The sequence below is a fragment of the Amycolatopsis sp. NPDC114504 genome (assembly GCF_055633595.1).
Window position 1 is genome coordinate 1,409,226 of record NZ_JBVKDU010000001.1, and the last position, 25,693, is coordinate 1,434,918.

A 25,693-nucleotide genomic window follows, 5' to 3' on the forward strand; every position below is an offset into this window, starting at 1 on the left:
GCCTCGATGGAGCACCACATGGACGACAAACTGCTGTCCGAGCGGGACGCCGCACGAAGAGTGGACGACGTCACCGACGCGCTGGATCGCCTGGCCGGCACCTTCGCGGAAGAAGAGGAGCTATTGGTCGTCCTGCAGCGAGTGTGCCGGCAGGTCATGCACGCGGTGCCGGACGCGGAGATCGCCAGCATCACGCTGCTGCGCGACGGCGCCCCGTACACCGCGACAGCCACCGGCGACAGCGCGCACCACGTCGACCAGGCCCAGTACGACGCCGGGCGCGGGCCGTGCCTGGAGGCCGCCCGGACCGGCGAACTCCAACGCGTCACGGTGACCGAGGCCGCAGAACAGTGGCCCGAGTTCGCCGCGGCGGCGAGCGAACACTCGGTCGTCGCCTACCTGTCCGCGCCGCTGTTCGTCGACCACCACTACCACGGCTCACTCAACCTGTACGACACCGGCGGCAACAGCTTCGGTGCGCTCGACGCGGCACTGCTGGACCTCTACACCGCCGCCGCCGAATCCGCGCTGCGCAGCACCCGCCGGCACCAAGCCGCCCGCGAGACCATGGGGCAGCTCCGCACCGCGCTGACCTCTCGCGCGGTGATCGACCAGGCCAAGGGCGTCCTCATGGCCCTGCACAGCATCCAGCCCGACGACGCTTTCGAACTGCTCGTCAAGGCGTCGCAAGAGCAGAACGTGAAACTGCACGACGTCGCCGAACACTTCCTCGCCGAGGTCACGGCTTCCCCGAACCGGCAGTGACCCGGTCGGGCGCGACGAAGACGCCGGCTCGCTGCTGAACCGACGCCGTCGCCGAGCCCCGCCGCGTACGAAGGGGACCCGGTGATCAGGTACCCGGCTCCCCGGTCCGCTGAACGCGGATCCGGTTCCGAACTGCCCGATCACCCGGCGTTTGTGCCCTGCCATCGGGCCGGAGACCCAGCGCACGGATGAAAGTCCCGCCAGCGGGTACACCCCCGTGTCTCGTGTGTGTGAGGCACGGAAGGGATCCGAGATGACCGATGTCCATGGGCAGACCGACGACGGCTGGGCGGCGGACCGGGTCGTGTTCCGCGCCGATCCGGGTGGCGACGGCTGGGACCGCTGTCCGGTCCCGTCGGACGGGCCGATGGCCTCCCACTTCGGGTCACTGGCCGGTGTCCTGCTGGAAGCCGAGACGCTGCACGAAGCGATGGACCAGGTGGTCGCCGCGGCGTTGCGGATCGTCCCCGAGGCCGATCTGGTCAGCATCACCCTCCGCTCCCCCGACGGCGGCTTCCACACACCGGTCAGCACCGGCGAAATCGCGGAGGAGCTGGACCGCATCCAGTACCGGACCGGCGAAGGTCCCTGCGTGGCGTCGGCGGAACACGACGGTCCCGGCCACGCGCTGGCCGACGACCTCGCGCACTCGGAGGCGTTCCCGGAGTTCGGCCCGCGCGCGGCCGAACTCGGCTTCGGCTCGCTCCTGGCCACGACGCTCCTCCCCGATCCCAGGTCCGACCGGGAACCGGGCGCCATCAACCTCTACAGCCGCCGGCGAGGGGCCTTCGACGACGGCGCCGTCGACCACGCGCTGATCCTCGCGGCCCACGCGTCGGTCGCACTGGCCGGAACCGCCGCGCACACCGCGGCCGCCTTGCGCGAAGAACAGCTGCGGCGCGCCATCGACAGCCGCGACGTGATCGGCCAGGCGAAAGGCATCCTGATGAACCGTCGCGGGGTGACCGCCGACGAAGCCTTCGACATCCTGCGCCGCACGTCGCAGGACCTCAACGTCAAGCTCGGCAAGCTGGCGCACACCCTCACCGAGCGACACCAGGAGCTCGACGGCTGAGGGCGGCTCGACGTCGAGTCGTTCTCAGCGAGCTGCCCGATACGCCGAAGACACGACCAAAGCCGCGCAACGCCCCAGGGAGATGTGGCGTTCGCGGGCCATCTCCCTCAGCTCGACACTCGCTCGGGCGGGGCCGAGACCCCGGGCGGCGAGGATGGCGACCGCGCGGTCGACCTCGTTGACGGGCACGGCCACCCTCTTGCGAATCCGCACTGTGCACCTTTCCGGCGGTATGACTCGGTCGGGCGCGGATACCCCGCGCGCACCCGTGGTAACCGCGGAAATCGAAGATCGGCTCAGCCGAACTCGACGACCGCCCACACCGTCTTGCCGGCGTTGTCGAGGGCCTGTCCCCAGGTGCTCGCCCACTCGCCGATCATCCGCATCCCGCTCACACCGCGGATATCGGGCGCCGGGACGAACGCGAGCGCGGAACTGCGGTCGGCGACCTTCACCACCACCCGGTCCGCCTCCACGGACAGCACGACGTGGCGGCAGCCCCCGCCGTGGAGCACGGCGTTCGACATCAGTTCGTCCACCACCAGCAGCAGGGTGCCGACCTGGTCGTCCGCGAGCTCCGGGGTGACCTGCCGCAGGGTCCAGCGGGCCCAGTCGCGGGTCCGCTCCAGGCTCTCCGAGCCGCTTCCGGGCATCAGGACGCATTGGGCCTTCGCCTGCCGCCCTTCGTCGAAGTCCATCACGGTCTGCCCGGCGTCCCGCCCCGGCCCACGGCTTTCCCGGCGCCGGGGTGGTGGGCGTCCTCCGGTTTCGCCGGGCCGCCGTCCGGCTTCGCCGGGGCGGTCTTCGGGGGCACGGCGGCGACCACACCCACGGACACCGGTTTCGCGGATCGCGACGAGGCCACCACGACGGCCGAGCCCGGGGACAAGGTGACCTGAGATGGAACCGCGGCGGACGTGGTGGGTGGTGCGGGTTCGGGTTGCCCGGCCGGGGAGTCCCCCGGATCGGCCGGCCGGGTGAGCAGCACCGCGAGCACGCCCGCCGCCGCGGCCGCCAGGACACCGGCCGCGACCGACGTCCGTCGCCGCCCGGGCGCCGGAGCGGGGAGTGCGACCGCGGTCGTGGGTTCCTCGCACAGCAACCCCGCCAGCTGCTCGGCGGTCGGCCGGTCCGCGGGGTCGCGGGCGGTCATCCGGCGCACCGCGTGCGCGAGCGCGCCGGGTGTGCCGTCGGGAATCCGCGGCGCGCGGTGCAGCCGGGCCATCGCCGATTCGGCCAGGGTGCCGGGGAATTCGCGCTGCGCGGTCAGGCATTCGAGCAGGATCAGGCCGAGGGCGTAGATGTCGGCGGGCGGGCCCGCCTGCTCACCGAGGATCTGCTCGGGCGCGAGGTACGCGGCCGTGCCGGTGACCAGCCCGGTGCCGGTGATGCGCGTGGAGTCGAGCGAGTGCGCGATGCCGAAATCGGTGATCAGCGGACCGTCCGGACCGAGCAGGACGTTCGCGGGTTTCAGGTCGCGGTGCACGATGTTCCGGGCGTGGACGTGGGCCAGCGCGTCGGCCAGCCGGAGCGCCAGTTCGCTCACCTCGTCGGCGGTGAACGGCCCGGCGAGCAAGCGCTCGGCGATGTTCTCCCCCTCGACCAGCTGCATGACCAGGTACGGCCGGTCTCCCTCGGCGCCGCTGTCGAACAACGCCACCACCCGGGGGTGGTGGACGCTGGCCAGCAGGGTCTTTTCCCGGGCCAGGCGCAGCTGCTCCGCCGCCGCCACGTGGTCGTCGTAGACCTTGACGGCGACCTCGCGGCCCAGCTCACGATCGACGGCCCGGTGGACCCGCGCGGTGGCGCCCTTGCCGATCATCGGCCCGATCTCGTAGCGACCGGCGATCACGTCCGGCAGCTCGTCGCTCATCGCAGGCACCCCATCCGGTTCGTGGTCCTATCCGTTACCCGAAAGGGGGGTCCTGGCAAACACGAGAAAGCCGTTACCTCTCAGGCCTGCGGCGGCGATCGGCCGCGTCACGCCGCAACCGGTCGGTGTGCTCGCCGATCGCGCCGACCCGTTCGGCCAGCCCGGCGTGGTCACGCTCGAGGTGCGTCCGGACCTCGGCCAAGGGCGTCAGCAGACCGGCGACGTCGTCCTCGCCCAGCGCGGCGCCGAGCCGTTCGGCACTCGCCCGCCCGGCGTCGCCGAGGTCGTCCACGACGCTGACCTGAGCGGCCAGCTGCCGGAGCACCCCCGCGTTCCGGCGCGCCCAGTCCGCCACCGCACGATCGCCGGCGCGACGACCCCGCTCGGCATCCACGCGCCCTTCGCCGGTCGACTCACCGGTCACCGCGGGCCGCACCCGGAGAAACCGGCGCTCCGCCGCCTGCCGGCTCGCCACACCCAGAGCCGGGGCGAGCTCGGCCCAGCTCACACCGCCGGCCCGCGCCGCCGCGATCAGCTCCGGCTCCCACGAACCGAGCTGCTCCCGCAAGGCCCGCAACCGGGTCAGCGCACCGAGCGCGTCGGCGGGCGCGACGCCGCCGGCCCGGGCCGCGCGCACGACATCGTCGATCCCCTGCACCGCGGGACCCCATGCGTCATCCTTCATTTCGTCATCCTATCGACGACTTCACACTTGTCATCCATAAGACGACATGTTAGAACAGTGGTGCGTGTTGACGCCAGACGAGACGACTTCCGGAGGTGGACACGGATGTTGATGCGCACCGACCCGTTCCGCGAGCTGGACCGCTTCGCCCAGCAGATGTTCGGCACCCCGGCGCAGGGGACCTGGTCCAAGCCGGCCGCGATGCCGCTGGACGCCTACCGCGCCGGCGACGAGTTCGTGGTCTGCTTCGACCTCCCCGGCGTCGATCCCGATGCCATCGAACTCGACATCGAACGCAACGTCCTGACCGTGAAGGCCGAACGACGGCCCCTGCCCGCCGGCGACGAAGTGCAGATGCAGGTGTCGGAACGGCCCTTGGGCGTGTTCTCCCGGCAGCTGTTCCTCGGCGACACCCTCGACGCCGACCGGATCGCCGCCGACTACGACCAGGGTGTGCTCACCCTGCGCATCCCGATCGCCGAGCGGGCCAAGCCCCGGCGCATCGAAGTCACCGGCGCGACGAACGATCGGCAGCAGATCCAGCCCTGATCCGGTTCCACCCGGGTGGCCGGACCGAGTGGTCCGGCCACCCTCGGCGGCACCACCATCACCCCGGCACCGGCCCGGCTCACCCGTGCCGAAACGTGGGCTCAGCGCCGGTCTTCGCCGACCCGGACCACCATCGTCCGCGCCACCAGGTCACCGAGCCGCTGGCGGCGCTCGGTCGCGGCGATGGCGACGACCGCCACCAGCCCCAGCAGCAGCCCGTCGACCGTGAGCAGCACCCAGCGGATCAGGTAGGCGCGCCCGGTCGGCTGCCCACCGCGCAGCGTCTCGACCCGCAGGCCCATCACCAGCATCCCCGGGGTGACCCCGCCGCGGCGCACCGGGACCCAGATCTGGATCACGATGTCACCGGCGAAGGAGACCGCGATGAACGTGATCAGCGGCCCCCACAGGATCAGCTTCGGCGGCACCCAACCCCACTGCAGCAACGGAATCGCGATCAGGCCGACGACAAGAGCGGCGTACACCCCGACACCGGTGGCGAGAGCCCGGTCCAGCCCGGCCTGGACGGCCCGGCGCCCCGCCATTCCCAGCCGCTCCCCCACCTCCGCCTTCCGGTCGGGCGCCGGCGATTCCGGAGCCGGCTCAACGGAGGCGGTGGTCGCGCTGAGAGCACACTCGGCGAGTCTCGCACGCCGGTCAAGCGGCGGCGGCCTCATCCGAGCAGGCCTTGCCGCCAGGCCCAGACGGCGATCTCGGTGCGGTTGCGGAGCTCGAGCTTGCGCTGGACGCTCGACAGGTGCGTCTTGACCGTCGACAAGGACACCCGGAGGTCGTCGGCGATCTCGGCGTTCGTCCGGCCCCGGGCGACCGCGAGGACCACCTCGGATTCGCGGTCGGTCAGCGGCGTCGCCACCGGCTGCGCCCGCCGCCGGGCCCTTTCGGTGAACCGGGCCAGCAGACGCACGGTGACCGACGGCGAGACCATCGCTTCGCCGCCGGCCACCGCGCGCACGGCGTCGACCAGCATCCGCGGGCCCGCGTCCTTGAGCAGGAACCCGCACGCACCGGCAACCAGTGCGGCGTAGACGTTTTCGTCGGCGTCGTAGGTCGTCACCACCACCACGCGGAGCGGCTCGGCCACCGCCGTCCCGGCGAGCAGCTCGGTCGCCCGCAGACCGTCCACTTTGGGCATTCGGATGTCCATCAGGGTGACGTCGGGCCGCAGCCGGCGCGCGAGGCGGACCGCGGCTTCCCCGTCGGCGGCCTCGGCGATCACCTCGATGTCCGGCGCGGCGTCGAGCACCAGCCGGAAACCGGTGCGCACCATGAGCTGGTCGTCCGCGACGAGGACCCGGATGGTCATCAGATCCCCCGCGGCAGCGACCCGAACGGCGCGTCCTCGGCGCCGAGCGGAAGCCGGACCTCGACCCGCCAGCACGAGCCGGCCTCCGGTTCCGCGGTGAGGCTGCCGCCCAGCATCGCGACGCGTTCGGTCATCCCGACGATCCCGAAGCCGCCCGGTGACGGCAGCGGTACCGCCGGGACGCCGTTGTTGCGCACCCGGAGCACCAGGTCGTCGGTCTCGACGCGCGCGGAGACCGACACGTCGGTCGCCTCCGGTGCGTGCCTGCGGACGTTGGTCAGCGCTTCGGTCACGACGCGGTGGATGGTCGTGGCCAGCTGCGCCGGCACCGGAAGCCGGTCCAGTTCCTCGGCGACGTCGATCCGGGCGGCGGAACCGGTGGCCGCGCGGACCGCGTCCCCGAGGGCGGCGCCGGACGGTGGCGGCACGTCTTCGGTGTCCCGCAACATGCCGACGAGCCGGCGCGCGGCGGCGAGCGCGGCGCCCCCGGCTTCCTCGATCTCGCGGTAGACCGCGGCGTGGTTCCCCTCGTCGGCCTTCGCTTCGGTGATCGCGCGAGCGGCCTGCACGCGGACGACGATCCCGCTCACGTGGTGGGACACCAGGTCGTGCAGCTCCCTGGCCAGCTGCAGGCGTTCCTGGCCGCGCACCCGCTCCAGCGCGTCCCGCTGCCGTCCGTCCGCCGCCCGCAGGATGAGCCCGACCCCGAGGCACGCGCCCCAGTACGCCGCGGCGGCCACCGCCAGCAGCGCCGCCGGCACGCCGGCGCCGTACCGCAGCAGTGGCGCGGCGATCATCACCACGCCCAGCGCCGGTGCCAGCGCGAACGCGTACTTCGGTTCGAGCTTGCGGCCGGCCGAGGCGGCGAGCACCCCGGCGGCCACGATCTCCGCGACCGGCGGCTGCGTCCGGACGTGCCCCGCGAACGGCACGATCGTCCCGATCGCCGACAGCACGACGACGACGCTCCCCAGCACACCGACGTGGCGGGGGAAGCGCCGCCGCAGCACGGCCAGCACCGGGATCGCCGTACCCGTGGACGCCAGGACCCCGGCCAGCGGGGCCAGCCCGCCACCGTCCCCACCGGGCGCCCGCAGCACCAGCACGAGGTCGGCGACGACCGCCGCCGCCAGCACCGCGATCTCGCAGCCGAGCATGCCGCGCCGGGCTCTGGCGCCTGCTTCGCGCATGGCCGTCATGATCCGCCGATCGGCCTCAGCCCGCGCGCCGGACCCCGGCGACGTAGCGGTTGGACGGAGACAGGTAGCTGAGCACGGTCGCGACCACCGCGACCCCGCAACTCACGTAGCCCGCCCACGACGGCTGGGTGGTCAGCAGCGAAGCGGCCTGCAGCAAGGTGAACACGGTCAGCGTGACTCGGGCCCAGTTCCGGCCCGCCTTGAGCTTGAACGACAGCCACAGGTAGACGAGCGCGATGACCGCGGCGATGGCGACCGGGATGACCTGTCCGAGCGAGGTGAGCCGGTCGAGCTGGTCCGGCGCCAGCGCCGGGTTCGCGCGGCGCAGGGCCGCCTCGATTTCGTCGCGTGAGCTCAAGATGAGCAGGCCGCCGGCGATCGCGGAGACCGTGGACACCAGGAAGCCGAAGAAGGCGGCGATGATCGTGCTGGGCGGGTTCTCCCGCACCGTTTCGGTAGTCATACCGGGAAATTAGGACTCCGGACGTCCCGGCACCCGCTGAGTCGCGCCCGTCTCGTACTTTCGGCCGAGGCGCCCTTGGCTCCGGTCAGCTCCCGGCGAGAAGCTGATCGAGAACCCGGTCGAGGCCGAACCCGAACAGCTCGTCGTCCGACCACCCGGCATCGACGAACCCGGACGAGCTGAGTGTCGGGTAACGCTGCGCCGAGTCGAGGATGTGCGCGCGGACCTTGGCGATCGCGGCCGGGTCGTCCAGGCGCCGCCAGGTGGCGTCCGCCATCGACGCGCCGAGGACGAACCCGGCGAGCGTCCGCGTGGCGGCGGCGAGCTCCAGCCCCGTCAGCCCGGACCGGACGAGCGCGGCCTGGATGAACTCGGTGCGCGCCAGCACGTTGGGGCCCAGCAGCGGGCGGCCGAGCAGAGCGGGCGACCACGGGTGCGCGAGCATCGCGGCGCGCCAGCCGACGAGCAGCGTCCGCAGCCCCGCCCGGGGTCCCACGCCGGAAGGAGGCACCGGTACCTCCCCGACGACGTGGTCGAGCGCGAGGTCGAGCAGGTCCTCCTTGGTCGCGACGTGCCAGTACAGCGCGGTCGAGGTCACCTCGAGCCGTTCGGCGAGCCGGCGCATCGTCAGCCGTTCCGCGCCCGCCGCGTCGAGCTCGGCGATCGCCGCCGTGATGATCCGCTCCAGGGTGAGCGGTGTGTTCCGCCTCGGCGGTCGCGGTGCCGCGTCGCGAAGCCACAGGACGTCGTCGGTCATGGGCAGTCACCTTACCGGTCGACACTTGACTTACCGATGATAACTTAATATAACGTCGGTAAGTCAAGCTTCCGAGCGAGCGAAGGTCCTCATGAAGTCCGAAGCCGTCCCGAACCGGTGGCTCGCGCTGGTCGTCCTCAGCCTGGCCCAGCTGACGGTCATCCTGGACTCGACGATCGTCACCATCGCCCTGCCGACCGCGCAGCACGACCTGGCCTTTTCCGACAGCAACCGCCAATGGGTGGTGACCGGCTACGCCCTCGCGTTCGGCAGTCTCCTGCTGCTCGGCGGCCGGCTCTGCGACCTCTACGGCCGGAAGCGGCTCTTCGTCATCGGCATGATCGGGTTCGCCGCCGCCTCCGCCCTCGGCGGCGCCGCGAGCGGGTTCGGTCTCCTGCTGGCCGCCCGGATCGCCCAGGGCGCGTTCGCCGCCGTCCTCGCCCCCGCGGCGCTGTCGATGGTGTCGGTGATCTTCGCCGACGACGCGGACGAGCGCGGCCGCGCGTTCGGCGTCTTCGGGGCGATCTCCGGCGCCGGCGGCGCGCTGGGACTGCTGCTGGGCGGCGTGCTCACCCAGAACTTCTCGTGGCGGTGGTGCCTTTACGTCAACGTCGTCATCGCGGTGGTCGCGATCGCGGGCGCGCTGGCGTTCCTCGTCGACCGCGCCCGGCCGCAGCGGACCCGGCTGGACCTCGCGGGCACCGTCCTCGCCCTGCTCGGCCTGTTCGGTGTCGTCTACGGCCTCGGCAACGCCGCTTCCCGCGGCTGGACCCACCGGTGGACGCTCGGCCCGGCCGCGCTCGGCGTGCTCCTCGTGATCGCGTTCGTCCTGGTCGAACGGCGGGTCCGGGATCCGCTGCTGCCGCTGCGGGTGGTGCTGGACCGCGACCGGGGCGCGTCCTACCTGACGATCGGGATCTCCGGCACCGGCGGCTTCGCGGTGTTCCTCTTCGTCACCTACTACCTCGCCGAAACCCTGAAGTTCACGCCGGTGCGGAGCGGACTGGCGTTCCTGCCCATGGTCGTCCTGGTCATGGTCGGCGCGGTGTTCTCCGGCGCGGTGCTGCTCCCCCGCGTCGGACCCCGCCCGATCGTCCCGCTCGGCAGCCTCCTCGCCGCGGTGGGCATGGTCCTGCTCACCGGTATCGACGCCGACTCGACCTACGCCGGCGGCGTACTGCCGGCCCTGCTCGTCATCGGCCTGGGCCTCGGGATGGTCTTCGGACCGGGACAGAACGCGGCCACCAGCGGAGTCCCGCCCGGCGAAACCGGCGTCGCGTCCGCGATGGCGAACATCACCCAGCAGGTCGGCGGCTCGATCGGCCTCGCCGTGTTCAGCTCACTCGGCGCGACCGCGACGGCGAGCTACCTCACCGCTCACACCGCGACGGCGGCCGATCCCGCCACGATCGCGCAGGCGACCTTCGCCGGCTACCACTTCGTGTTCTGGATCGCCGCCGCGCTCTTCCTCACCGGCGCCGTGCTGTCCGCCGCGCTCTTCCGCGGCGGCCCCTCGGCCGTCGCCCCCGACACCGAACCCGCCATCACCCACTAGGAGACGATCACCGTGAAAGCAGTGCAGTTCAAGCAGTACGGCGGCCCCGAAGTCCTCGAGATCGTGGACCTGCCCGATCCGCACCCGGGTCCCGGCCAGGTCCGGATCAGGGTCCGGGCGGCCGGGATCAGCGCCAGCGACACGAAGATCCGCCGCGGCGAGCTCAGCTTCGGCGCCACCCTGCCGCAAACCACCGGCGCCGACGTCTCCGGCATCGTCGACGAGATCGGCGCCGACGTCTCCGACGTCTCGGTCGGCGACCGGGTCTTCGGCATCTCCGACGACCAGGCCGCGGCCGCCGAGTACGCGTTGCTCACCTTCCGGGCGCCCATCCCCCCGTCGCTCGGGTTCGTCGACGCGGCCGGCCTCCCGGTCGCGCTCGAAACGGCCACCCGCGGCCTCGACCAGCTCCACGTGACCGCCGGGACCACGCTGTTCGTCAACGGCGCTTCCGGCGGGATCGGCACCGCGGCCGTCCAGCTGGCCGTTGCCCGCGGGGCACGGGTGATCGGCGCCGCCGGCGCCCGCAACAGCGGCTTCCTGACCCTGCTGGGCGCGGAACCGGTGACCTACGGGGACGGCATGACCGACCGGGTCCGCGCCTTGGCCCCCGACGGCGTCGACGTCGCGCTCGACGTGGCCGGCAACGGCGTGCTCCCCGAGCTGATCGCCCTCGCCGGCGGCGAGGCGAAGAAGGTGATCACCTTGGCCGACTTCGCGGGCGCCGAAGAGCACGGGGTGCACTTCAGCAACGGTTTCGCCGACGGCAACGCTTTCCACGCGCTGGCCGGGATCGGCGAGCTGGTCGAATCGGGGAAGTTCTGGCTCCCGGTCGAGCGAACTTTTCCCTGGGCCGACATCGCCGAAGCGCACCGCACCAGCGAAACCGGCCACGTGCGCGGGCGCCTGGTCCTGATTGTCCGGTGAGCAGGTCGGGGTGGCGCGAGTGAAGGGCGCTCGAGCGGGTATACGGAGCGTCCAGTTCCCAGGAGGTTCCATGCGCTTGCCCCACCCCCGCGGCCCGCTGAGCACCGCGGTCGCCGACCGGCTTCTCGGCGGGACGCCGGACGACACCGCGGACGGCCCCCTGCCGGACTTCGCCGAGCTGCCGGTGCTGCACGACGACGACCTGCAGCTCACCCTGTGGATCTGCTACGAACTCGGCTATCGCGGCTTCGACGACGTCGACGCGGAGTGGGAGCACACCCCGTTCGTCGCCGGCGTGAGAAGACGAGCGGAACGGCGATGGCTGACGGGACTGCGCGACCTCGTCCCCGCGGTCGACGTGCGCCCCGAGGACGTGCCGAAGGCGCTCGCCGAGCTGGTCCGGAACGACGACGGACCGTCGCTGGCGAAGTTCCTGCAGCGACGCGCGTCCGCCGCGCAGTTCCGCGAGTTCGTCGTGCACCGCTCGATCTACCACCTCAAGGAAGCGGATCCCCACAGCTGGGCCATTCCCCGCCTCTCCGGTGCCGCCAAGGTGGCGCTCCTGGAGATCCAGGCCGACGAGTACGGGGACGGCCGGCTGGACCGCATGCACTCCGAGCTGTTCCGCGCCACCATGCGCGGGCTCGCCCTCGACGACAGCTACGGCCACTACGTCGACGACGTCCCGGCCGTGACGCTCGCGGTGAGCAACCTGATGTCGTTCTTCGGCTTCCACCGGCGCTGGCTCGGCGCCACGCTCGGGCACCTGGCCGCGTTCGAGATGACCTCGTCGCTGCCGAACCGCCGCTACGGCAACGGATTGCGCCGGCTCGGCGGCGACGCCGACGCGACCCGGTTCTACGACGTCCACGTCGAAGCCGACGCCGTCCACGAACAGATCGCCGCCCACGACCTCTGCGGCACGTTCGCCCGGGAGAACCCCGCCGCCGCGGCCGACGTCCTCTTCGGCGCGGCCTGCGGGCTCGCGGTGGAAGCCGAGTTCGGCCGGACACTGCTGACGCACTGGGAAAGCGACCGGTCCGCGCTGCGCTCAGCGGCCACCGGCGGCGCGGAACCCTCGGACCTTGTGCGTGCCGTCACAGAACGGTTTGACGGCCGAGAGCCCGCACCGGCACAACGCGACGGTGCTCCGGCCGGGATCGATGACCTCGCCCTCCGGTGAGCGGATCTCGAAGTCGCCGCGCAGCAGCAACGGCCCGTCTTCGTACGGGGTGACGGTCGTGCGGTTCGTGTCGTCGTTCACCGGCCCCGGGTACCCCGCCCCGGGCCCGGCCAAGCCAGGAGGCCGAGGATGAAAGCCGGCACCACGATGGGCGTCGAAGAGGAGTTCCTCATCGTCGACGCCCGCACGCGAAGACCGACGTCCCGGGCGACGGCGATCCTCGCCCGGCTCCCCGGCGACGGCACCTTCGTGCCCGAGCTGTACCAATCGCAGGTCGAAGCGATCACCGGAGTGCACACCGAGCTGAGCGACGTCGGCCGCGCGCTGCACGACCAGCGTGCGGCGCTGGCCGAGGCCGCCCGCGAGGAAGGCGCGCTCGTCGTGGCGCTCGGCACGCCGCCGCTGGCCGGGGACCCACCCCGGCTGACCGACAGCCCGCGCCACCGCGCCATCGGTGACCTCTACCGAGGGGTCCTCGCCGGCTACGAGACCTGCGGCTGCCACGTCCACGTCGGCGTCCCCGACCGGGAGCACGCGGTCGCCGTGGTCGATCACCTGCGGCCCTGGCTGCCGACTTTGCTCGCGCTGTCCGGGAACTCCGCCGTCCACCACGGACGGCACACCGGCCACCAGAGCTGGCGCGTGATCCAGCAGGCCCCGCTTCCCGGTGGCGGCATCCCGCCGCGCTTCGGCGACCTCGCCACCTACGAACGCTGCCTCGGGCGCCTGGTGGACAGCGGCGTGCTCGTCGACGACCGGATGACGTTCTGGGCCGCCCGGCCGTCGGCGGTGCACCCGACCGTGGAGGTCCGGATCGCCGACGTCGCCCGGACCGTCGACGACGCAGTCCTGCAGGTGGCACTCACCCGCGCGTTGGTCCGCACCGCGCTCGACGACCTCGGCCGCGGCGTCGAAGCGCCCGATGTGGACGGTCAGCTCGCCGCCGCGGCGTTGTGGACCGCCGCCCGCCACGGCATCCACGGACCGGGCGTCGATCCCCTGTCCGGGCGACGTGTCCCGGCCCGGGCGCTGCTCGACAAGCTGGTGGCCCACGTCCGGCCGGCGCTGGCCGGCGACGAAGCGATGACCGTGGCTCTTCTCCGGCGAGCCCTCACCGGAGAAAGAGCCGAGTTCGCGCGCGACGGCCTCGACGCGATCGTCGACGCCGCCGCGCTCCCGTGTTTGTCGGCTGCCACAAGGGGTAGCCGGGCAGCAGACACCCATTCCCCCACACCCTTGAGGAGCTGATCCCGGTATGAGCACGATCACCAAATCCGTCGACGTCGAGGCCGACGTGACCACGGTCTACAACCAGTGGACCCAGTTCGCCGACTTCCCCCACTTCATGGAAGGCGTCGACCACATCGAGCAGCGTGACGCCACGCACACCCACTGGACGGTCAGCGTCGCCGGCGTCACCCGCGAGTTCGACGCGACGGTCACCGAGCAGAACCCCGACGAGCGCGTCGCCTGGAAGTCCGACTCGGGCCCCGACCACGCCGGCGTCGTCACCGTGCACCGCCTCGACGACACCAGCACCCGGGTGACCGTCCAGATGGACGTCGACCCGGAGGGTTTCGTCGAGAACGTCGCCGACAAGCTCGGCATCCTCGACCGCCGCGTCCAAGGCGACCTCGACCGGTTCAAGAAGTTCATCGAAACCCGCGACGGTCACGAGACCGGCGCGTGGCGCGGCGACGTCGACCGCCCCGGTCAGCGCACCGACTGACCGAGCCGGAACCACCCACCACGCGAGGAGCCACCATGGTCGATGTCACCCGTACCTTCGACGTCGCCGCACCGCCGGAGCGAGTGCTGGACTACCTGAAGAACTTCGCCAACGCCGAAGAATGGGACCCCGGAACGGTTTCCTGCGAACCCCTCACCGCCGGCCCGGCCGACGTCGGCTCCCGATGGCGCAACGTCTCCAAGATCGCCGGCATCGAGACGGAGCTGACCTACGAGCTGACCCGGCTCGAGCCGGGCCGCGTGGTTTTCGTGGGCCACAACGACACCGCGACCTCCACCGACGACATCGGCCTCACCGCGGCCGACGGACCGGCGACGACGATCACCTACCACGCGACGATCGAGTTCCAGGGAGCGGCGAAACTGGCGGCGCCGCTCACGAAGCTCGTGTTCGAGAAAGTCGGTGCCGACACGGAGAAGAGCCTCGTCCGGGTGTTCGGCGCCGCCGCCTGATCCTCGGGCGTCATAACCATCGGAGGGCCGGCCCCGTCCGCGTGTGTCTGTGCCGGATCCGGGTACCCGACGAGGTATGGATATGCAGCGACCTGGACCGCTGCGGCGGATCCAGTACGTCTACGGCAGCCGGTTGCCCGAGCGCTACCGCGAGTGGGTCCTGCCGTTCGCCCAGTGACGTTCGGACCGACCTGTTTTCCCGGCCCGGGTACCAGCTGTTGGTCTCGCACTTCTTCGCCGCCAACGACCTGCCGCCAAAGCCCTGGATGTAGGAAGAGCCCTCGATCACGGTGCACCACACCTGGTTGCCGTCGACGTCCGACTGTGTCGTCGAGCCGTAGCAGGCGATCGTGTCGACACAGCAGATGGACGTGTGGCCCTGATATCGACCGTTTCGGTAGCTCGAGACCGCGTACCGGTGAACGGCGTTGTGCCCGGTGCAGGCCGCGACCGCGGAGAACGTGATGATGTTTCCGGATTTCTGCGGCAGGTGGATCTGTCTCTCGAGCAACGCAGGTCAGTCCTGACCATGAAGTCGTTGGGCAAGGCAGACGACTTCGACGAACGCGCTCGGCATCCAGGCGTCACGACGGTCGTGCCGGTCGGCGTCGGCCGGAGATGTCACCGACGAGCAGGCGTCTGACGTCTTTGATCTCCGACCGGGTGGGTAGCGCAATCAGGCGTCGTCCGAAGTCGACGAGTTCGGCACCGGTGAAGTCCGGGTCGGAGAACCGCCGTGTGCATTCCCTTCCCAGACGGTAGGTGAACACGACGTTGAGCGCCGCGTTCGTCGCGGCAGCTACCGGCACGCCAGTACCGGGGAGCGCAGCCAGGATTCCCATGATCGCCCAGTTGACGATCTTGGCTCCGACGGCGAAGGCAGCGACGCTGGACAGCGCGGCACCGACGGTCCGTCCAGCGGCGGCCGAGGAGATACCTCTGCCGCACCGTCTCGCGATCGTCGTGACCATCGTGAACCAGATCGCCGAGACCCCTGCCTCGTCGATCCCTGGAGTAAAGAGTCCCGGTACCCCGAGCGCTGCAGCTGCGTAGGCCGCGACGCGGATGGCGTCGTCGGGTGTTTCTTCGTGCTTGCCCTGCTGCGCGTCGGCCCCAGCCGGTGTCATGACATCGACCCCCTCGCTCGATTGTCGTGATGTTCGCATGTCACGCTAGGTCTTTCCGGCGCGATCGCCGTCGCTCGCAATAGGCGACCTACAGGGCGGTAGGATCCATTTCCGTTCTGTGCGAATGCATCTCGAGGTTGAATCGGTTCGGCCTTGTGGTTGATGTGACCTACCCCATCGCGCGCGTACGTTCGACGCATGTGGTGTCTCGGCGAGTTGCAGCGGCTCCGTCCATGACCGCCGCGCTCACGGCGTGGTTGTGCGCCCGCGGATCGCGGTGGCGGAGCCGTTTCCGCTGGTCGGCGCGCGCTGACGCCGCACTCGCCCTGACCTGCTTCACGCTCGCTCAGATCGAGGCCACCTCCTTCGGCGACAGCCTTGCCTTGGTGCCGGCGCTGAGCGCCGCTCTGATGACGCTTCCCATCGCGTGGCGGCGGCGTGCCCCCTTGGCCGCGACAGGAGTGGTCTCGGCGGCTTGGGTGATCTTTCATCTGTGGAGCGGGATTCCCGGCGAACCGTTTTTCGAGTTCGCCGCCGCACCGGTGATCTATTCCATGGGCGCGGCCCCACGGCTCAAACACGCGATATGCGGGCTGGTGATGTTGCTCGCCGCCGTAGCCGCAACGGATCTTCGGAGTCTCGGCTTTTTCGGCTTCCAGTTCGCTGTGGTGTGGCTGACGGGGCGCGGCGTATTCCGCTACCGCACGCAGTCCACTCGACTGCGCGCCGTGACACGCCAGCTACGGGACGAGTGCGAGACCCGCGAACAGCTGGCCGTCACGCAGGAACGCCAGCGCCTGGTCGACGAACTGCACGACGCGATCGCGGATGCCGTGAGCGTCATGATGGTCCAGGCCGGCGGCGCCGAACAGATGATGGGCCGAGCACCCGACCGCGCACGCGCAGCACTGATCGCCGTGCAGGGCACCGGCCGTGAGGTGATTGCGCAGGTGCAGCGCGCGCTCAGTCTCTTGCGCACGACAGCGCGGACTCCCCATCCCGGATCCCTTCAGGCAACTTCCGCGCCTGGGCCGGCCGGCCCAGGGCATCGCCTGGCTGCACGCTCGATCTGGGCTGATCTTGCGTTGGCAGTATCCGTCGTCCTTCTGGCTGATCCGTGGATGACTCGGTTCGACCTCTCGAGCGCGATACCCGCCGAGGTCGCTGTCTCGGCCGCTGCCGCGTTCATCGCCGTCATAGTGCGTCGCCACGCACCACTCACCGCGCTCCTGATCGCCGCAACCACCACAGCCGGAGAACTGCTGTTCTTCAGTCAGGTGATGACCTTTGCTCCCCTCGCGGCCACGATGCTGGCGATGTACACGGTCGGTTCCGGCACGGCTGCCCGGCGTTCGGTCCCGGCAGCGGCAACCGCGGTTGCCGCGATCTGTGTCCTCGCGCTGCTCAAGGTCGCACCTGACAGTGCTGTTCTGGCAGTGGTGTGGCTGGCGGTACCGTGGCTGGGCGGCCGGCATGTGCGTGCCTACCGGCGCCGGGCCGACGAACTCCGGGGCCTGACCGTGCGGTTGGGGCACGAACTCGACGCGCGTGCACGGCTGGCTGTGCTCGACGAACGGGCCCGGGTGGCACGCGAACTGCACGACTCGCTCGCCCACGCGATCAACGTCATGGTGTTGCAGGCCGGCGCCGCCGAACAAGTGCTGGCGTCGTCGCCCGATCGCGCCCGTGACGCCGTCCAGGCGATCGAGGCGCACGGCCGGCGAGCGCACGACGACCTTTGCCGCCTGCTCGGGCTCTGCGACACCGACGTGCGCAGCTCGCGCCTCCGGCAGCCAAGCCTGAGCCAGCTCGGCGTTTTGTTCGCCGAATCCGGGTTGCCGGTCACCTTGCACGTATCCGGCCGGCAGGTCGAGCTACCTGCGGGCCTGGACGTCTCCGCGTACCGGATCGTTCAGGAGGGGCTGACCAACACGCTCAAGCACGCCGGGGTGGTTCCCGCGACCGTCACGCTCGACTACGAGATCGGCGCCGTGACCATCGAAGTCCGCAACCCGGGTAACGGCCTTCCGGCATCGCCCGCCGAGCGAGCTGGTCACGGCCTGCTCGGGATGCGCGAACGCACCAGTCTCTACGGCGGCACCCTCGATGCCCATCCCGGTCCCGATGGCGGGTTCCTCGTCCGGGCACGCCTCCCCTTCGACTCCCCAGTCGCATGACCGGCATCCTGATCGCCGACAACGAAGCGCTCGTCCGCGGCGGCCTGCGGATGATCCTCGAGGCCCAGCCCGACCTCGAGGTCGTGGGCGAAGCCGAGAACGGCAGCGACGCGCTGGAGCAGGCCCGCTCGCTGGCTCCCGACCTGGTGCTGATGGACATCCGGATGCCAGGCCTGAACGGGCTCGAGGCCACCCGGCTGCTGCTCTCCGCGCCGCCGCCGGTGCCCAAGGTGCTCGTGCTGACCACCTTCGACCTCGACGACTACGTCTACGAGGCGATCCGCGCCGGTGCGAGCGGCTTCCTGTTGAAGACGACCCCACCGCACCAGCTGGTCCAGGGTGTGCGGGCCGTGATGTCCGGTGACGCGCTGCTCGCGCCGCAGATCACCCGTCGCCTGCTCGACCGATTCATCCAGCGCCCGCCGCCCAGTAGCAAGACTCCACCCGAACTCGCCGAGCTGACCCCGAGGGAGCTGGATGTGATCCGGCTCATCGCCGACGGCAACTCCAACGCCGAGATCGCCGCTGTGCTCTTCCTCAGCGAAGCCACCATCAAATCTCACGTCAACCACTTGCTCACCAAACTCGGACTCCGCGACCGTGTCCAAGCCGTCGCACTCGCCTACCGCACGGGCCTGATGGACACCCGCCCCTGACCTCAGCTCGCACGGCCCACCGAGAGTGTGGACCGGATCGGAGGAACTGTGGCTCACGAGCGTTCCGTGACGATCCGGCCCCGAACACTCCCGCTCGCCTGGCTGCGTTGGCCGTCGCCGGCCGACTACCTGCTTGCCGGTACCAGCTGTGTGCTCGGGCAGATCGAGGTCGCCGTGACCGGGCTCGATCCCGTCGGCGCGGCCTGCGTGGCGCTCAGCACCTTGCCGATCGGCTGCAGGCGACGAAGTCCGCTCGGTGCAGCGTTGGCCGCGGCCGTGGGGTGGATGATCTTCCATTGGTGGAACGATTTCCCGCCTCACCCGGCGTTCTTCTTCTTTGCCGCACTGCCGATGATCTATTCGCTGGGAGCACATCCTCGGCTCGACCGTGCGCTGGCCGGCGCGACCGTAGTGCTGGTGGCCGCCGAGGTGACGGCCTACCTGGGCACCGGAGACGACTACGCCTTCAATGCGTTCCTGATCGCCCTGGTGTGGCTGGCAGGTCGCGGTACGCGGGTCTACCGCGGGCAAGCAGAGCAGCTCCGGACACTCGCGTCCCGCCTGGAAATCGAGCGAGCAGGCAGCGAACGGCTCGCGGTCGCCGAGGAGCGCGAGCGCATCACCACAGCGCTGCACGACACCATCGGGCATGCCGTCGGCCGGCTCCTCGCCGAAGCCGATAGAGCCGAACGGCTGATGGGGCACGAAGCAGACCGTGTGCGCGCCGCCCTCACAGCGGTGCAGAGCACCGGACGCCAGACGATGGCCCAGTTGCACCAGATCCTCGGCCTGCTGCGTACCGCACCCGGCCAGGCGACGCCTACCGCCAAGTCAGTCCGACCCGGCAAGGTGACACAACATCGACGAGATCTCTCTGCCGGCTCTCGATGGCTTGATCTGGGATGGGCGGTCGCAATCACCGCGTCTTTCGACGCGCAGCGGATCGTCGACAAGCCCTTCGACAGAACCCAAGCTCTGATCGCCGGATCAGCAGCACTGGCATGCGTGGCGATGACGCTGCGTCGCACGGTGCCGCTCGCCGCGTTCGCCCTGGCGGTTGGGACGCTGGGCGGAGGTCTCTTGGTCACCGGAGGCGCCCTGGCCTACTCTCCGGCCGCAGCCATCGTGGTAACAACGTATTCGGCGGCCGTGTACGCCTCCATCAGCCAAGCGTTGGCCGTCGGAGCAACGGCAGTCCTGCTGGTGGACACCGCCACGATCGTCAACGACGCACCGGGGAACATCATCGCGATCACCATGCTCCTGGTGATCGTGTGGCTCTGCGGCCGCTGCGTGCGTACCTATCGGTCACAGACCGAGCAACTGCGGACGCTCACCGCACGACTGGCCCGCGAGCGCGACGCGCGGGCCAGGCTGGCCGTACTCGACGAACGTGCACGAGTAGCGCGGGACCTGCACGACTCGATCGCCCATGCCGTCACCGTCATGGTGCTGCAAGCCGGCGCCGCGGAGCACACCATCGAAACCGCACCCGACGCCGCGCTGACTGCGATCCGCGCCGTTCGGTCACAGGGCCTGCAGGCACGCCGCGACCTCCGCCCCATGCTTGCCCGGACCGGCGACGACGACGCCGGAGAGGTCGCTGGTGACATGAGCGAGCTCCACTCGCTGATCGCCCGGTCCGGCCTCCCCGTCACGCTGCACGTCCACGGAACGCTGGCGCGGCTCCCGGCGAGCGTCAGCAGCTCCGCCTACCGGGTTGTCCAGGAGGGGCTGACCAACGTGCTCAAGCACGCCGGCCCGGTTCTCACCACTGTGACCCTCGGATGCCGGACAGACTCGTTCGACATCGAGATCCGCGACGAGGGCCGCACCGAGCCTCGCGAGCGGGACGCGCCAGCCGGGCACGGTCTGCTCGGCATGCGCGAACGCATCGCCGACCACCGCGGAACCCTCGACGCGGCGCCTTGTCCCAGCGGCGGTTTCGTCGTCCGGGTACACATACCCCTGCGGCCGCCGCCACCTGCGACCAACGGTCGAGTTCCTGCGACCTGAGATTGACATCCACCACCGCCTCTGCTGACACCGCTCTCTCCCAAAGTCGCAACCGGCTCTGTACCTGAAGTTCGAAGACGCCGAAATCGGCTCTTCATACGCTGTCACACAAACGTTGAACAGCCGACGCATAAACCAAGGGGAACGCCATGGCACGAGGACGATTCCGAGTGACGATCAACGGTTTCCGCGTAACGAACCCGACGAGCGACACCATCTGGCAGACCGATGGGAAATGGGACGAAGTCCTGATCTCCGTCAGCGTGAAGGCGGCCAAAGCGGACGGATCGATCGTGTATGAGAACCAGGCCGTCACACCGGTCATGGGCGACACTTGGCGATTGCCGGGCCGGGTTCAAGCCGGCAGCGCGTCCGATCGCGGTGGCCTGATGGCCAATGACGGCTTCCCCTCCGACACACCATGGGTGCGCACCATGCCGCTCTCCCAGGGAAGAGACTATCCGCCATTCACGGTATGGGAAGGCGACCTGAGCGAAGGCGAAGACGTCGCGTTCATCACCCCCGGCATCTTCGAGTACGACCAAGGCCCCGGCCTGCTGCAGCAGTTCGTCGAGTGGCATGTGCACACGGACGCGGCATTCGGCACCAAGGCCAAGGAAATCTGGACCAAGCCGTTCCCCTGGATCTCCTGGGTCTTCGACGCTGTCTCACTCGGCATTCAGACCGCCGGAACACTGTGGGACGGGACCGACCAAACCCGCCCGATCGGAATGATGATCGATCCGAGCGATCCGTCCGGAAAACGCTTCGCCTTCAACCCTTGGGTACTTCCGCTCACCTACGACCGCGCGAAAGCGATCGTCGCGGCAAACCCATCCGGACGCGGGAACGGCATTCTTCAGGTGCGCTACACCGAGCCAAGCCCGCTTTCAGGTGACTACACGCTCTACCTCCAGGTGGACGAGATCACCGACGGCACCGACACCGATCAGTGGAAGGATGTCGGGCACGCGAACAACGTCCGCGCCATGACCACCCTCGACGGTCGGCTGTACTGCGTGACCGCCGACAACACCGTGTGGGTGCGTGACCCCGTGCTCACCGAGGTCAACTGGCAAGCGGTCGGCACTGCCGACAACGTGACCGGACTCGCCGGTCTCAACGGCGCACTCTTCTGCGCGGACACCGCGAACCGCCTCTGGACGCGCCCATCGGTCACCGGCAGTCCGTGGCAGGAGATCGGCCACGCCAACAACGTTGCCGACATGACCGGCCAGTCAGGCCTCCTGTTCTGCGCGACGACCGACAACCGGCTCTGGGCCCGCCAGCCGGTACCGGAGAACGTGAACTGGCTAGACATCGGACACGCCGACAATGTCGTCGCCATCGCCGCGGGAGCGGGAACCCTGGTGTGCGCGACGGCGGACGGCGGACTCCACGTCCGCCCGGCAGCGGTGGTCGAGATCCCCTGGGCCCGTGTAGGCAACGCCCCTGACGGTGTCACCGCTCTCGCCGGCGTAGGCAACCTTCTGTTCGCCACGACGACGACCAATCGGCTGCTCGTGCGAACCAACGTGTAGAACCGGAGGCCGCGGCGGAAATCGTTCCGTGCTCGGTAAAGGCCAGGACGGGGTCGGCGGAGAGGATCTGCTGATGCAACTCCCGTAGGCGGGAACGGGATCGGCGCCGAGTTCCGTGGCCGGCTGCCGGCATCGATGATCAGCGGCGGGCCGGCGTGCGGGTGATCGCCGCGACTGCGCCGGCTTCGAGCGCGCTGCCCGCGGTCAGTTCGGTGCCGGACGAACGCAGGTACACCACCACTCCCCCGCCGGCGACTTCGACCAGGGAGGCGTCGAGCCCCGCCCGGCAGTCGCACGTCGACGACCCGACCACGTCACCGGCCGTGCACTCGTGGTGTACGCGTATCGGCCGCGGGGTCGCCGAGCAGGGCGAGGTGTTCCGTGCCGGTGATCCGGTCCCGATAGCCGATGACCGTGAACGTGCCGTGGCTCGTCGTGAGCTGTCCGGTGGAGCCGCGCGCGACGCGCTGGAAACCGTCGCGCAGGAGATGGTCGCGCAACGCCTCCACCGGCAGTACCGGGACCGAGTCGTGGCGGCCGAGCGCCTCGGCGTCACTGCGCGTCGCGGTGGCGTGGCTGCCGCTCGTGACCAACGTGGCGAGCAGTCCGACGCCCGGTAAGCCCGTGAGCCGGCACAGGTCGGACGCGGCCTCGGCGTAGCCACGGTGCCGACGAGCCCGGCAGCCGTGAGGCGGATCCCGAGCAGGTGTCCCGGCCGGCGGAGGTCATCGGGTGCGCTCGCGGGATCGGCGAGCACGCGAGCCGTGCGGGCGCGGTCCGCAGCGCTGATCCCGGTGCCGATCCCCTCGGTCGCGTCGACGGAGACGGTGTGGGTGGCGCCGGGCACCATCGGCGGCAGGTCGAGGGCATCGGCGCGGTCGGCGGGCAGCGCCGCGGCGAGGAAGCACGAGCCAGGTGACCGCCCGCTTCTCGGCCAGCACGGCCGGAACCATCGCGACGGCCTCGTCGGTGCGGCCCGGGTCGGTCAGCAGGACCGACCGGCCCGCACGTACCGCCGCGAGGGCCGGAGCGGTGGCGGGCGAGTCGAGCGCGAACGCCGTAATGGCGCCGTCGCCAGGTCGGCCAGGCCGTGGAACGCACTGGCGTGGAACACGAGCGGGCCGCTGCGCGGGTGGACGCAGTGGGCGTGCACCCGGAACAGGACGATGTCGTGGTCGCCGGCGGCGACGCCGCGCTGGAGCGAGCGGTCCAGCCGCGCCGTCGCGCCGTGCAGCAGCAGCGCGCCGCCGTCGGTGGTCTCCCAGTCCAGCAGGGCGAACCGGTCGCCACTCTTGACCGCGAGCTGGCGACAGGCGAGGTCCTGGGTGTCGCCGAGGACCGATGCCGCTGGGTCTCAAGCAGACCCGGTCGAACCGTCAATTACATAAACCCTGAATATAAACCTGCTATGCTTCAGGCATGAGCCGTCGAGAAACCGCCCCGGGCGCGTCCGCCGCCATCGGGGCGGCCCTCTACGGCCTGGCCACCAGGGCCGCGCGACGTCTGCCCCGGGACATGAGCCTGACCTCCGCCGCCACCCTGGCCACCCTGGATCGGACCGGCCCTCGGCGGATCACCGATCTGGCCACCGTCGAGGGGGTCACCCAGCCCGCGATGACCACCCTCGTCCGGGTGATGGAGGAGGCCGGGCTGGTCGAGCGGCGGGGTGACACGTCCGACAAACGGGTCACGCTCGTGTGCCTGACCGAGGCCGGCGCCTCCTATGTCCGGACGCGGCGCCAGGCGGGCGTCGGCGCGTTCGAGCGGTTGATCGGCGAGCTCACCGGCGACGAGGTCGAGGCGCTGGTGGCGGCCCTGCCGGCGCTGAAGCACCTGGCCGAGCTCGAAAGCCAGGACCGCGAAGGGCCGAAGCAGTGACCAGGGGCGCGGTGAAGACGCGGCTGCTGGTCCCCGCCCTGATCTTCATCGCCCTGGTGGTGGCGGCGGTCGCCAGCCTCGGGACGCCGCTCATCACCAGCGTCGCGACCACGTTCCACGTCTCGCTCGGCAGCGCGCAGTGGACGCTGACCATCGCCCTGCTCAGCGGCGCCGTCGCCACCCCCGTCCTCGGCCGGCTCGGCGCCGGTCCGCACCGGCGGGCCACGATCCTCGTCACGCTGGCGATCGTCGTCGCCGGCAGCGCGCTCACCGTGCTGCCCCTGCCGTTCGCCTGGCTGCTGGCCGGCAGAGCGGCCCAAGGCATCGGGCTCGGGCTGACGGCGCTGATGATGGGCGTGGCCCGCGACCACCTCCCCGAGGAGCGCGGCGCGGCCACGATCGCCCTGATCTCGGTGGTTTCCATCATCGGAGCCGGCGTCGGCTACCCGCTGGCCGCGCTGCTCGCCGAGTTCGGCGGACTGCGGGCCGCCTACGGCCTCGGCCTGCTCGTCACCGCCGCCGCCCTCCTGACCGCGTGGCGCTCCATGCCCGAAGCCCCCGAAGGCCGCTCCGCCCGCGTGGACGTTCCCGGCGCGGTCGTCCTGGCCGCCGCGCTGCTGCTGGTGCTGTTCCTCGCCGGCGAGCGGGATCTGTGGAGCCGGCACCTCGCCGTGGCGGCGGGCCTCGCCGTCGTCGCGGTGGTGCTGCTCGGCGTCTGGGCCGTCATCGAGCTGCGCAGCACGACACCCCTGGTCGACCTGCGGGCGGTGCGGCACCCGGCGGTCGCCGGGGCGAACCTCGCCATGTTCGTCGGCGGCATCGGCATGTACCTCCTGCTCACGCTCATCACCCGCTACGCACAGACGCCGCACGGCGCCGGCTACGGCTTCGGGCTGACGACCTTCGTCGCCGGGCTGGTCCTCATCCCGTTCTCGGTGCTGGGGTTCGTCGCCGGCAAGCTCACGCCGCGGGTCCGGACGCGGATCGCCGACCCCTTGCTCCTGGCCGGCAGCGCCGTCGTGGTCGGCGGCGGGTTCACGCTGTTCGCGGTGGCCCGGTCGGACCTGGCCGAACTGTTCGTCGCGATGGGCGTACTCGGCCTCGGCGTCGGCGGCTTCTCGGCCGCGATGCCCGGCGTCATCCTGGCCGTCACCCCGCAGAGCGAGACGTCGAGCGCCATGAGCTTCAACTACGTCGTCCGCAGCGTCGGCTACTCCCTGGGCAGCGCCATCGGCGGCCTGATCCTCGCCGGCGGCACCGGCCCCCTCTTCCCCGACGACAGCGCCTACACCACCGCGGCGCTGGTCGGCATCGGCGCGATGACGATCACGACGCTGACGAGCCTCGCGCTCGCCCACCGGCGCCCGCCCGAGACCCACCGTTAAGGTCATCCCGACACTGGAGGTTCCATGCCCAAGGGCTACTGGGTCAGCGCTTACCGCTCCATTTCGGACCCGGAGAAGCTGGCTGCCTACAACAAACTGGCCGCTTCGGCCGTCAAGGCCGGGGGCGGCCGGGTCCTCGCCCGTGACGGCCGGGTCGTCGCGTACGAAGCCGGCATCGCCGGGCGCACCATCCTGATCGAGTTCGACAGCTTTGAGCAGGCCGTCGCGGCGCGCGAGAGCGCGGCCTACCAGGAGGCGCTGGCCGCACTCGGCGACGGCGCCGAGCGCGACTTCCGCATCATCGAAGGCCTCGACTGACCGAGTTCCCGAGGGCCGGATCCCGCGGCACGTCATTC

General features: G+C 70.7%; 28 protein-coding genes and 3 pseudogenes. 17 read left to right on the forward strand and 14 right to left on the reverse strand.

Annotated elements, in window-relative coordinates:
* Nucleotides 1-18 precede the first annotated feature (18 nt).
* Nucleotides 19-765: an ANTAR domain-containing protein gene (locus ACZ7PG_RS06545; protein ID WP_470238087.1), complete on the forward strand. Its 747-nt coding sequence runs from the start codon at nt 19-21 to the stop codon at nt 763-765.
* A 253-nt stretch (nt 766-1,018) separates the two neighbouring features.
* The gene (locus ACZ7PG_RS06550) at nt 1,019-1,840 is read left to right on the forward strand and encodes an ANTAR domain-containing protein (RefSeq protein ID WP_470238088.1); all 822 of its coding nucleotides are present in this window, start codon (nt 1,019-1,021) and stop codon (nt 1,838-1,840) included.
* 296 nt (nt 1,841-2,136) lie between these two features.
* Here the strand turns inward: ACZ7PG_RS06550 and ACZ7PG_RS06555 are convergent, their stop codons facing one another.
* The 3 genes from ACZ7PG_RS06555 to ACZ7PG_RS06565 all read right to left on the reverse strand — a co-directional run bounded on the left by ACZ7PG_RS06555 (nt 2,137) and on the right by ACZ7PG_RS06565 (nt 4,398).
* Nucleotides 2,137-2,538 (reverse strand): ATP-binding protein, encoded by a 402-nt coding sequence (locus ACZ7PG_RS06555; RefSeq protein ID WP_470238089.1) that lies wholly within the window; start codon nt 2,536-2,538, stop codon nt 2,137-2,139.
* A complete protein-coding gene (locus ACZ7PG_RS06560; protein WP_470238090.1) occupies nt 2,538-3,713 on the reverse strand; it encodes a serine/threonine-protein kinase in 1,176 nt (391 codons plus the stop codon). The genes ACZ7PG_RS06555 and ACZ7PG_RS06560 overlap by 1 nt, the downstream gene beginning before the upstream one ends.
* Before the next feature lie 73 nt (nt 3,714-3,786).
* Nucleotides 3,787-4,398 (reverse strand): HSP18 transcriptional regulator, encoded by a 612-nt coding sequence (locus tag ACZ7PG_RS06565; protein WP_470238091.1) that lies wholly within the window; start codon nt 4,396-4,398, stop codon nt 3,787-3,789.
* 105 nt (nt 4,399-4,503) lie between these two features.
* Here ACZ7PG_RS06565 and ACZ7PG_RS06570 point away from each other — a divergent pair, with 105 nt between their 5' ends.
* Nucleotides 4,504-4,947 (forward strand): Hsp20/alpha crystallin family protein, encoded by a 444-nt coding sequence (locus ACZ7PG_RS06570; RefSeq protein WP_470238092.1) that lies wholly within the window; start codon nt 4,504-4,506, stop codon nt 4,945-4,947.
* Nucleotides 4,948-5,048: 101 nt separating this feature from the next.
* Here ACZ7PG_RS06570 and ACZ7PG_RS06575 read toward each other — a convergent pair whose 3' ends face one another.
* The 5 genes from ACZ7PG_RS06575 to ACZ7PG_RS06595 form a co-directional block, all read right to left on the reverse strand.
* Nucleotides 5,049-5,492, reverse strand: coding sequence for an RDD family protein (locus ACZ7PG_RS06575; protein ID WP_470238093.1), 444 nt, complete (start codon nt 5,490-5,492; stop codon nt 5,049-5,051).
* Between the two features lie 128 nt (nt 5,493-5,620).
* Nucleotides 5,621-6,271, reverse strand: coding sequence for a response regulator (locus ACZ7PG_RS06580; RefSeq protein ID WP_470238094.1), 651 nt, complete (start codon nt 6,269-6,271; stop codon nt 5,621-5,623).
* Complete coding sequence (locus ACZ7PG_RS06585) at nt 6,271-7,461, reverse strand: sensor histidine kinase (RefSeq protein ID WP_470238095.1); 1,191 nt, start codon at nt 7,459-7,461, stop codon at nt 6,271-6,273. The genes ACZ7PG_RS06580 and ACZ7PG_RS06585 overlap by 1 nt, the downstream gene beginning before the upstream one ends.
* Before the next feature lie 25 nt (nt 7,462-7,486).
* Entirely contained in the window at nt 7,487-7,933 is a 447-nt protein-coding gene (locus tag ACZ7PG_RS06590; RefSeq protein WP_470238096.1) for a hypothetical protein, read from the reverse strand.
* Nucleotides 7,934-8,018: 85 nt separating this feature from the next.
* Complete coding sequence (locus ACZ7PG_RS06595) at nt 8,019-8,690, reverse strand: TetR/AcrR family transcriptional regulator (protein ID WP_470238097.1); 672 nt, start codon at nt 8,688-8,690, stop codon at nt 8,019-8,021.
* Nucleotides 8,691-8,781: 91 nt separating this feature from the next.
* Between ACZ7PG_RS06595 and ACZ7PG_RS06600 the strand changes: the two genes are divergently transcribed.
* The 3 genes from ACZ7PG_RS06600 to ACZ7PG_RS06610 all read left to right on the forward strand — a co-directional run bounded on the left by ACZ7PG_RS06600 (nt 8,782) and on the right by ACZ7PG_RS06610 (nt 12,355).
* Complete coding sequence (locus ACZ7PG_RS06600) at nt 8,782-10,245, forward strand: DHA2 family efflux MFS transporter permease subunit (RefSeq protein WP_470238098.1); 1,464 nt, start codon at nt 8,782-8,784, stop codon at nt 10,243-10,245.
* Between the two features lie 12 nt (nt 10,246-10,257).
* On the forward strand, nt 10,258-11,172 hold the full coding sequence (locus tag ACZ7PG_RS06605) for an NADP-dependent oxidoreductase (protein ID WP_470238099.1): 915 nt from the start codon (nt 10,258-10,260) through the stop codon (nt 11,170-11,172).
* Between the two features lie 70 nt (nt 11,173-11,242).
* Nucleotides 11,243-12,355, forward strand: a complete 1,113-nt coding sequence (locus ACZ7PG_RS06610; RefSeq protein ID WP_470238100.1) for an iron-containing redox enzyme family protein — start codon at nt 11,243-11,245, stop codon at nt 12,353-12,355.
* Here ACZ7PG_RS06610 and ACZ7PG_RS06615 read toward each other — a convergent pair.
* Nucleotides 12,317-12,436, reverse strand: a pseudogene (locus ACZ7PG_RS06615) (hypothetical protein); the annotation flags it as partial. The gene ACZ7PG_RS06610 and the pseudogene ACZ7PG_RS06615 sit on opposite strands and share 39 nt — an antisense overlap.
* A gap of 48 nt (nt 12,437-12,484) precedes the next feature.
* Here ACZ7PG_RS06615 and ACZ7PG_RS06620 point away from each other — a divergent pair.
* From ACZ7PG_RS06620 to ACZ7PG_RS06635, 4 genes are all read left to right on the forward strand, one after another.
* Nucleotides 12,485-13,603 (forward strand): carboxylate-amine ligase, encoded by a 1,119-nt coding sequence (locus tag ACZ7PG_RS06620; protein WP_470238101.1) that lies wholly within the window; start codon nt 12,485-12,487, stop codon nt 13,601-13,603.
* A 7-nt stretch (nt 13,604-13,610) separates the two neighbouring features.
* Nucleotides 13,611-14,084, forward strand: a complete 474-nt coding sequence (locus ACZ7PG_RS06625) for an SRPBCC family protein (RefSeq protein ID WP_470238102.1) — start codon at nt 13,611-13,613, stop codon at nt 14,082-14,084.
* Between the two features lie 35 nt (nt 14,085-14,119).
* Nucleotides 14,120-14,557 (forward strand): SRPBCC family protein, encoded by a 438-nt coding sequence (locus tag ACZ7PG_RS06630; RefSeq protein WP_470238103.1) that lies wholly within the window; start codon nt 14,120-14,122, stop codon nt 14,555-14,557.
* Between the two features lie 82 nt (nt 14,558-14,639).
* On the forward strand, nt 14,640-14,735 hold the full coding sequence (locus ACZ7PG_RS06635; protein WP_470238104.1) for a DUF5313 family protein: 96 nt from the start codon (nt 14,640-14,642) through the stop codon (nt 14,733-14,735).
* 406 nt (nt 14,736-15,141) lie between these two features.
* Here the strand turns inward: ACZ7PG_RS06635 and ACZ7PG_RS06640 are convergent, their stop codons facing one another.
* Nucleotides 15,142-15,684 carry a hypothetical protein gene (locus ACZ7PG_RS06640; protein WP_470238105.1) on the reverse strand — a complete coding sequence of 181 codons (543 nt, stop codon included), beginning with the start codon at nt 15,682-15,684 and terminating at the stop codon, nt 15,142-15,144.
* 233 nt (nt 15,685-15,917) lie between these two features.
* Here ACZ7PG_RS06640 and ACZ7PG_RS06645 point away from each other — a divergent pair, with 233 nt between their 5' ends.
* From ACZ7PG_RS06645 to ACZ7PG_RS06660, 4 genes are all read left to right on the forward strand, one after another.
* On the forward strand, nt 15,918-17,861 hold the full coding sequence (locus tag ACZ7PG_RS06645; protein ID WP_470238106.1) for a sensor histidine kinase: 1,944 nt from the start codon (nt 15,918-15,920) through the stop codon (nt 17,859-17,861).
* The gene (locus ACZ7PG_RS06650) at nt 17,858-18,517 is read left to right on the forward strand and encodes a response regulator (protein WP_470238107.1); all 660 of its coding nucleotides are present in this window, start codon (nt 17,858-17,860) and stop codon (nt 18,515-18,517) included. Before ACZ7PG_RS06645 ends, ACZ7PG_RS06650 begins: the two co-directional genes overlap by 4 nt.
* Nucleotides 18,518-18,583: 66 nt before the next feature.
* Complete coding sequence (locus ACZ7PG_RS06655; RefSeq protein ID WP_470238108.1) at nt 18,584-20,533, forward strand: sensor histidine kinase; 1,950 nt, start codon at nt 18,584-18,586, stop codon at nt 20,531-20,533.
* Nucleotides 20,534-20,703: 170 nt separating this feature from the next.
* On the forward strand, nt 20,704-22,074 hold the full coding sequence (locus tag ACZ7PG_RS06660) for a hypothetical protein (protein ID WP_470238109.1): 1,371 nt from the start codon (nt 20,704-20,706) through the stop codon (nt 22,072-22,074).
* Between the two features lie 139 nt (nt 22,075-22,213).
* Here the strand turns inward: ACZ7PG_RS06660 and ACZ7PG_RS06665 are convergent, their stop codons facing one another.
* The 4 genes and pseudogenes from ACZ7PG_RS06665 to ACZ7PG_RS06680 all read right to left on the reverse strand — a co-directional run.
* A complete protein-coding gene (locus ACZ7PG_RS06665; RefSeq protein WP_470239001.1) occupies nt 22,214-22,477 on the reverse strand; it encodes a hypothetical protein in 264 nt (87 codons plus the stop codon).
* Nucleotides 22,389-22,667: a hypothetical protein gene (locus tag ACZ7PG_RS06670; RefSeq protein ID WP_470239046.1), complete on the reverse strand. Its 279-nt coding sequence runs from the start codon at nt 22,665-22,667 to the stop codon at nt 22,389-22,391. The genes ACZ7PG_RS06665 and ACZ7PG_RS06670 overlap by 89 nt, the downstream gene beginning before the upstream one ends.
* Nucleotides 22,668-22,762: 95 nt before the next feature.
* Nucleotides 22,763-22,975, reverse strand: a pseudogene (locus tag ACZ7PG_RS06675) (3,4-dihydroxy-2-butanone-4-phosphate synthase); the annotation flags it as partial.
* Nucleotides 22,976-23,059: 84 nt separating this feature from the next.
* Nucleotides 23,060-23,407: pseudogene (locus ACZ7PG_RS06680) on the reverse strand (flavin reductase family protein); the annotation flags it as partial.
* A gap of 86 nt (nt 23,408-23,493) precedes the next feature.
* On the opposite strand from ACZ7PG_RS06680, the gene ACZ7PG_RS06685 reads away from it, so the two are divergent.
* Genes ACZ7PG_RS06685 through ACZ7PG_RS06695 form a run of 3 tightly spaced genes read left to right on the forward strand, consistent with a single transcriptional unit; the run spans nt 23,494 to nt 25,655 of the window.
* Nucleotides 23,494-23,952, forward strand: a complete 459-nt coding sequence (locus ACZ7PG_RS06685) for a MarR family winged helix-turn-helix transcriptional regulator (RefSeq protein ID WP_470238110.1) — start codon at nt 23,494-23,496, stop codon at nt 23,950-23,952.
* Entirely contained in the window at nt 23,949-25,337 is a 1,389-nt protein-coding gene (locus ACZ7PG_RS06690) for an MFS transporter (RefSeq protein ID WP_470238111.1), read from the forward strand. The genes ACZ7PG_RS06685 and ACZ7PG_RS06690 overlap by 4 nt, the downstream gene beginning before the upstream one ends.
* 24 nt (nt 25,338-25,361) lie before the next feature.
* Nucleotides 25,362-25,655 (forward strand): DUF1330 domain-containing protein, encoded by a 294-nt coding sequence (locus ACZ7PG_RS06695; protein WP_470238112.1) that lies wholly within the window; start codon nt 25,362-25,364, stop codon nt 25,653-25,655.
* The last annotated feature ends 38 nt before the right edge of the window (nt 25,656-25,693 follow it).

Excerpts from the sequence above, each read along its gene's own strand:
- ACZ7PG_RS06580 (WP_470238094.1), bottom strand. The coding sequence starts at position 6,271 with ATGACCATCCGGGTCCTCGTCGCGGACGACCAGCTCATGGTGCGCACC.
- ACZ7PG_RS06595 (WP_470238097.1), bottom strand. The coding sequence starts at position 8,690 with ATGACCGACGACGTCCTGTGGCTTCGCGACGCGGCACCGCGACCGCCG.
- ACZ7PG_RS06685 (WP_470238110.1), top strand. The coding sequence starts at position 23,494 with ATGAGCCGTCGAGAAACCGCCCCGGGCGCGTCCGCCGCCATCGGGGCG.
- ACZ7PG_RS06590 (WP_470238096.1), bottom strand. The coding sequence starts at position 7,933 with ATGACTACCGAAACGGTGCGGGAGAACCCGCCCAGCACGATCATCGCC.
- ACZ7PG_RS06560 (WP_470238090.1), bottom strand. The coding sequence starts at position 3,713 with ATGAGCGACGAGCTGCCGGACGTGATCGCCGGTCGCTACGAGATCGGG.
- ACZ7PG_RS06555 (WP_470238089.1), bottom strand. The coding sequence starts at position 2,538 with ATGGACTTCGACGAAGGGCGGCAGGCGAAGGCCCAATGCGTCCTGATG.
- ACZ7PG_RS06695 (WP_470238112.1), top strand. The coding sequence starts at position 25,362 with ATGCCCAAGGGCTACTGGGTCAGCGCTTACCGCTCCATTTCGGACCCG.
- ACZ7PG_RS06650 (WP_470238107.1), top strand. The coding sequence starts at position 17,858 with ATGACCGGCATCCTGATCGCCGACAACGAAGCGCTCGTCCGCGGCGGC.
- ACZ7PG_RS06600 (WP_470238098.1), top strand. The coding sequence starts at position 8,782 with ATGAAGTCCGAAGCCGTCCCGAACCGGTGGCTCGCGCTGGTCGTCCTC.
- ACZ7PG_RS06625 (WP_470238102.1), top strand. The coding sequence starts at position 13,611 with ATGAGCACGATCACCAAATCCGTCGACGTCGAGGCCGACGTGACCACG.
- ACZ7PG_RS06620 (WP_470238101.1), top strand. The coding sequence starts at position 12,485 with ATGAAAGCCGGCACCACGATGGGCGTCGAAGAGGAGTTCCTCATCGTC.
- ACZ7PG_RS06630 (WP_470238103.1), top strand. The coding sequence starts at position 14,120 with ATGGTCGATGTCACCCGTACCTTCGACGTCGCCGCACCGCCGGAGCGA.
- ACZ7PG_RS06550 (WP_470238088.1), top strand. The coding sequence starts at position 1,019 with ATGACCGATGTCCATGGGCAGACCGACGACGGCTGGGCGGCGGACCGG.
- ACZ7PG_RS06645 (WP_470238106.1), top strand. The coding sequence starts at position 15,918 with ATGACCGCCGCGCTCACGGCGTGGTTGTGCGCCCGCGGATCGCGGTGG.
- ACZ7PG_RS06565 (WP_470238091.1), bottom strand. The coding sequence starts at position 4,398 with ATGAAGGATGACGCATGGGGTCCCGCGGTGCAGGGGATCGACGATGTC.
- ACZ7PG_RS06640 (WP_470238105.1), bottom strand. The coding sequence starts at position 15,684 with ATGACACCGGCTGGGGCCGACGCGCAGCAGGGCAAGCACGAAGAAACA.
- ACZ7PG_RS06585 (WP_470238095.1), bottom strand. The coding sequence starts at position 7,461 with ATGCGCGAAGCAGGCGCCAGAGCCCGGCGCGGCATGCTCGGCTGCGAG.
- ACZ7PG_RS06610 (WP_470238100.1), top strand. The coding sequence starts at position 11,243 with ATGCGCTTGCCCCACCCCCGCGGCCCGCTGAGCACCGCGGTCGCCGAC.
- ACZ7PG_RS06575 (WP_470238093.1), bottom strand. The coding sequence starts at position 5,492 with ATGGCGGGGCGCCGGGCCGTCCAGGCCGGGCTGGACCGGGCTCTCGCC.
- ACZ7PG_RS06570 (WP_470238092.1), top strand. The coding sequence starts at position 4,504 with ATGTTGATGCGCACCGACCCGTTCCGCGAGCTGGACCGCTTCGCCCAG.
- ACZ7PG_RS06545 (WP_470238087.1), top strand. The coding sequence starts at position 19 with ATGGACGACAAACTGCTGTCCGAGCGGGACGCCGCACGAAGAGTGGAC.
- ACZ7PG_RS06635 (WP_470238104.1), top strand. The coding sequence starts at position 14,640 with ATGCAGCGACCTGGACCGCTGCGGCGGATCCAGTACGTCTACGGCAGC.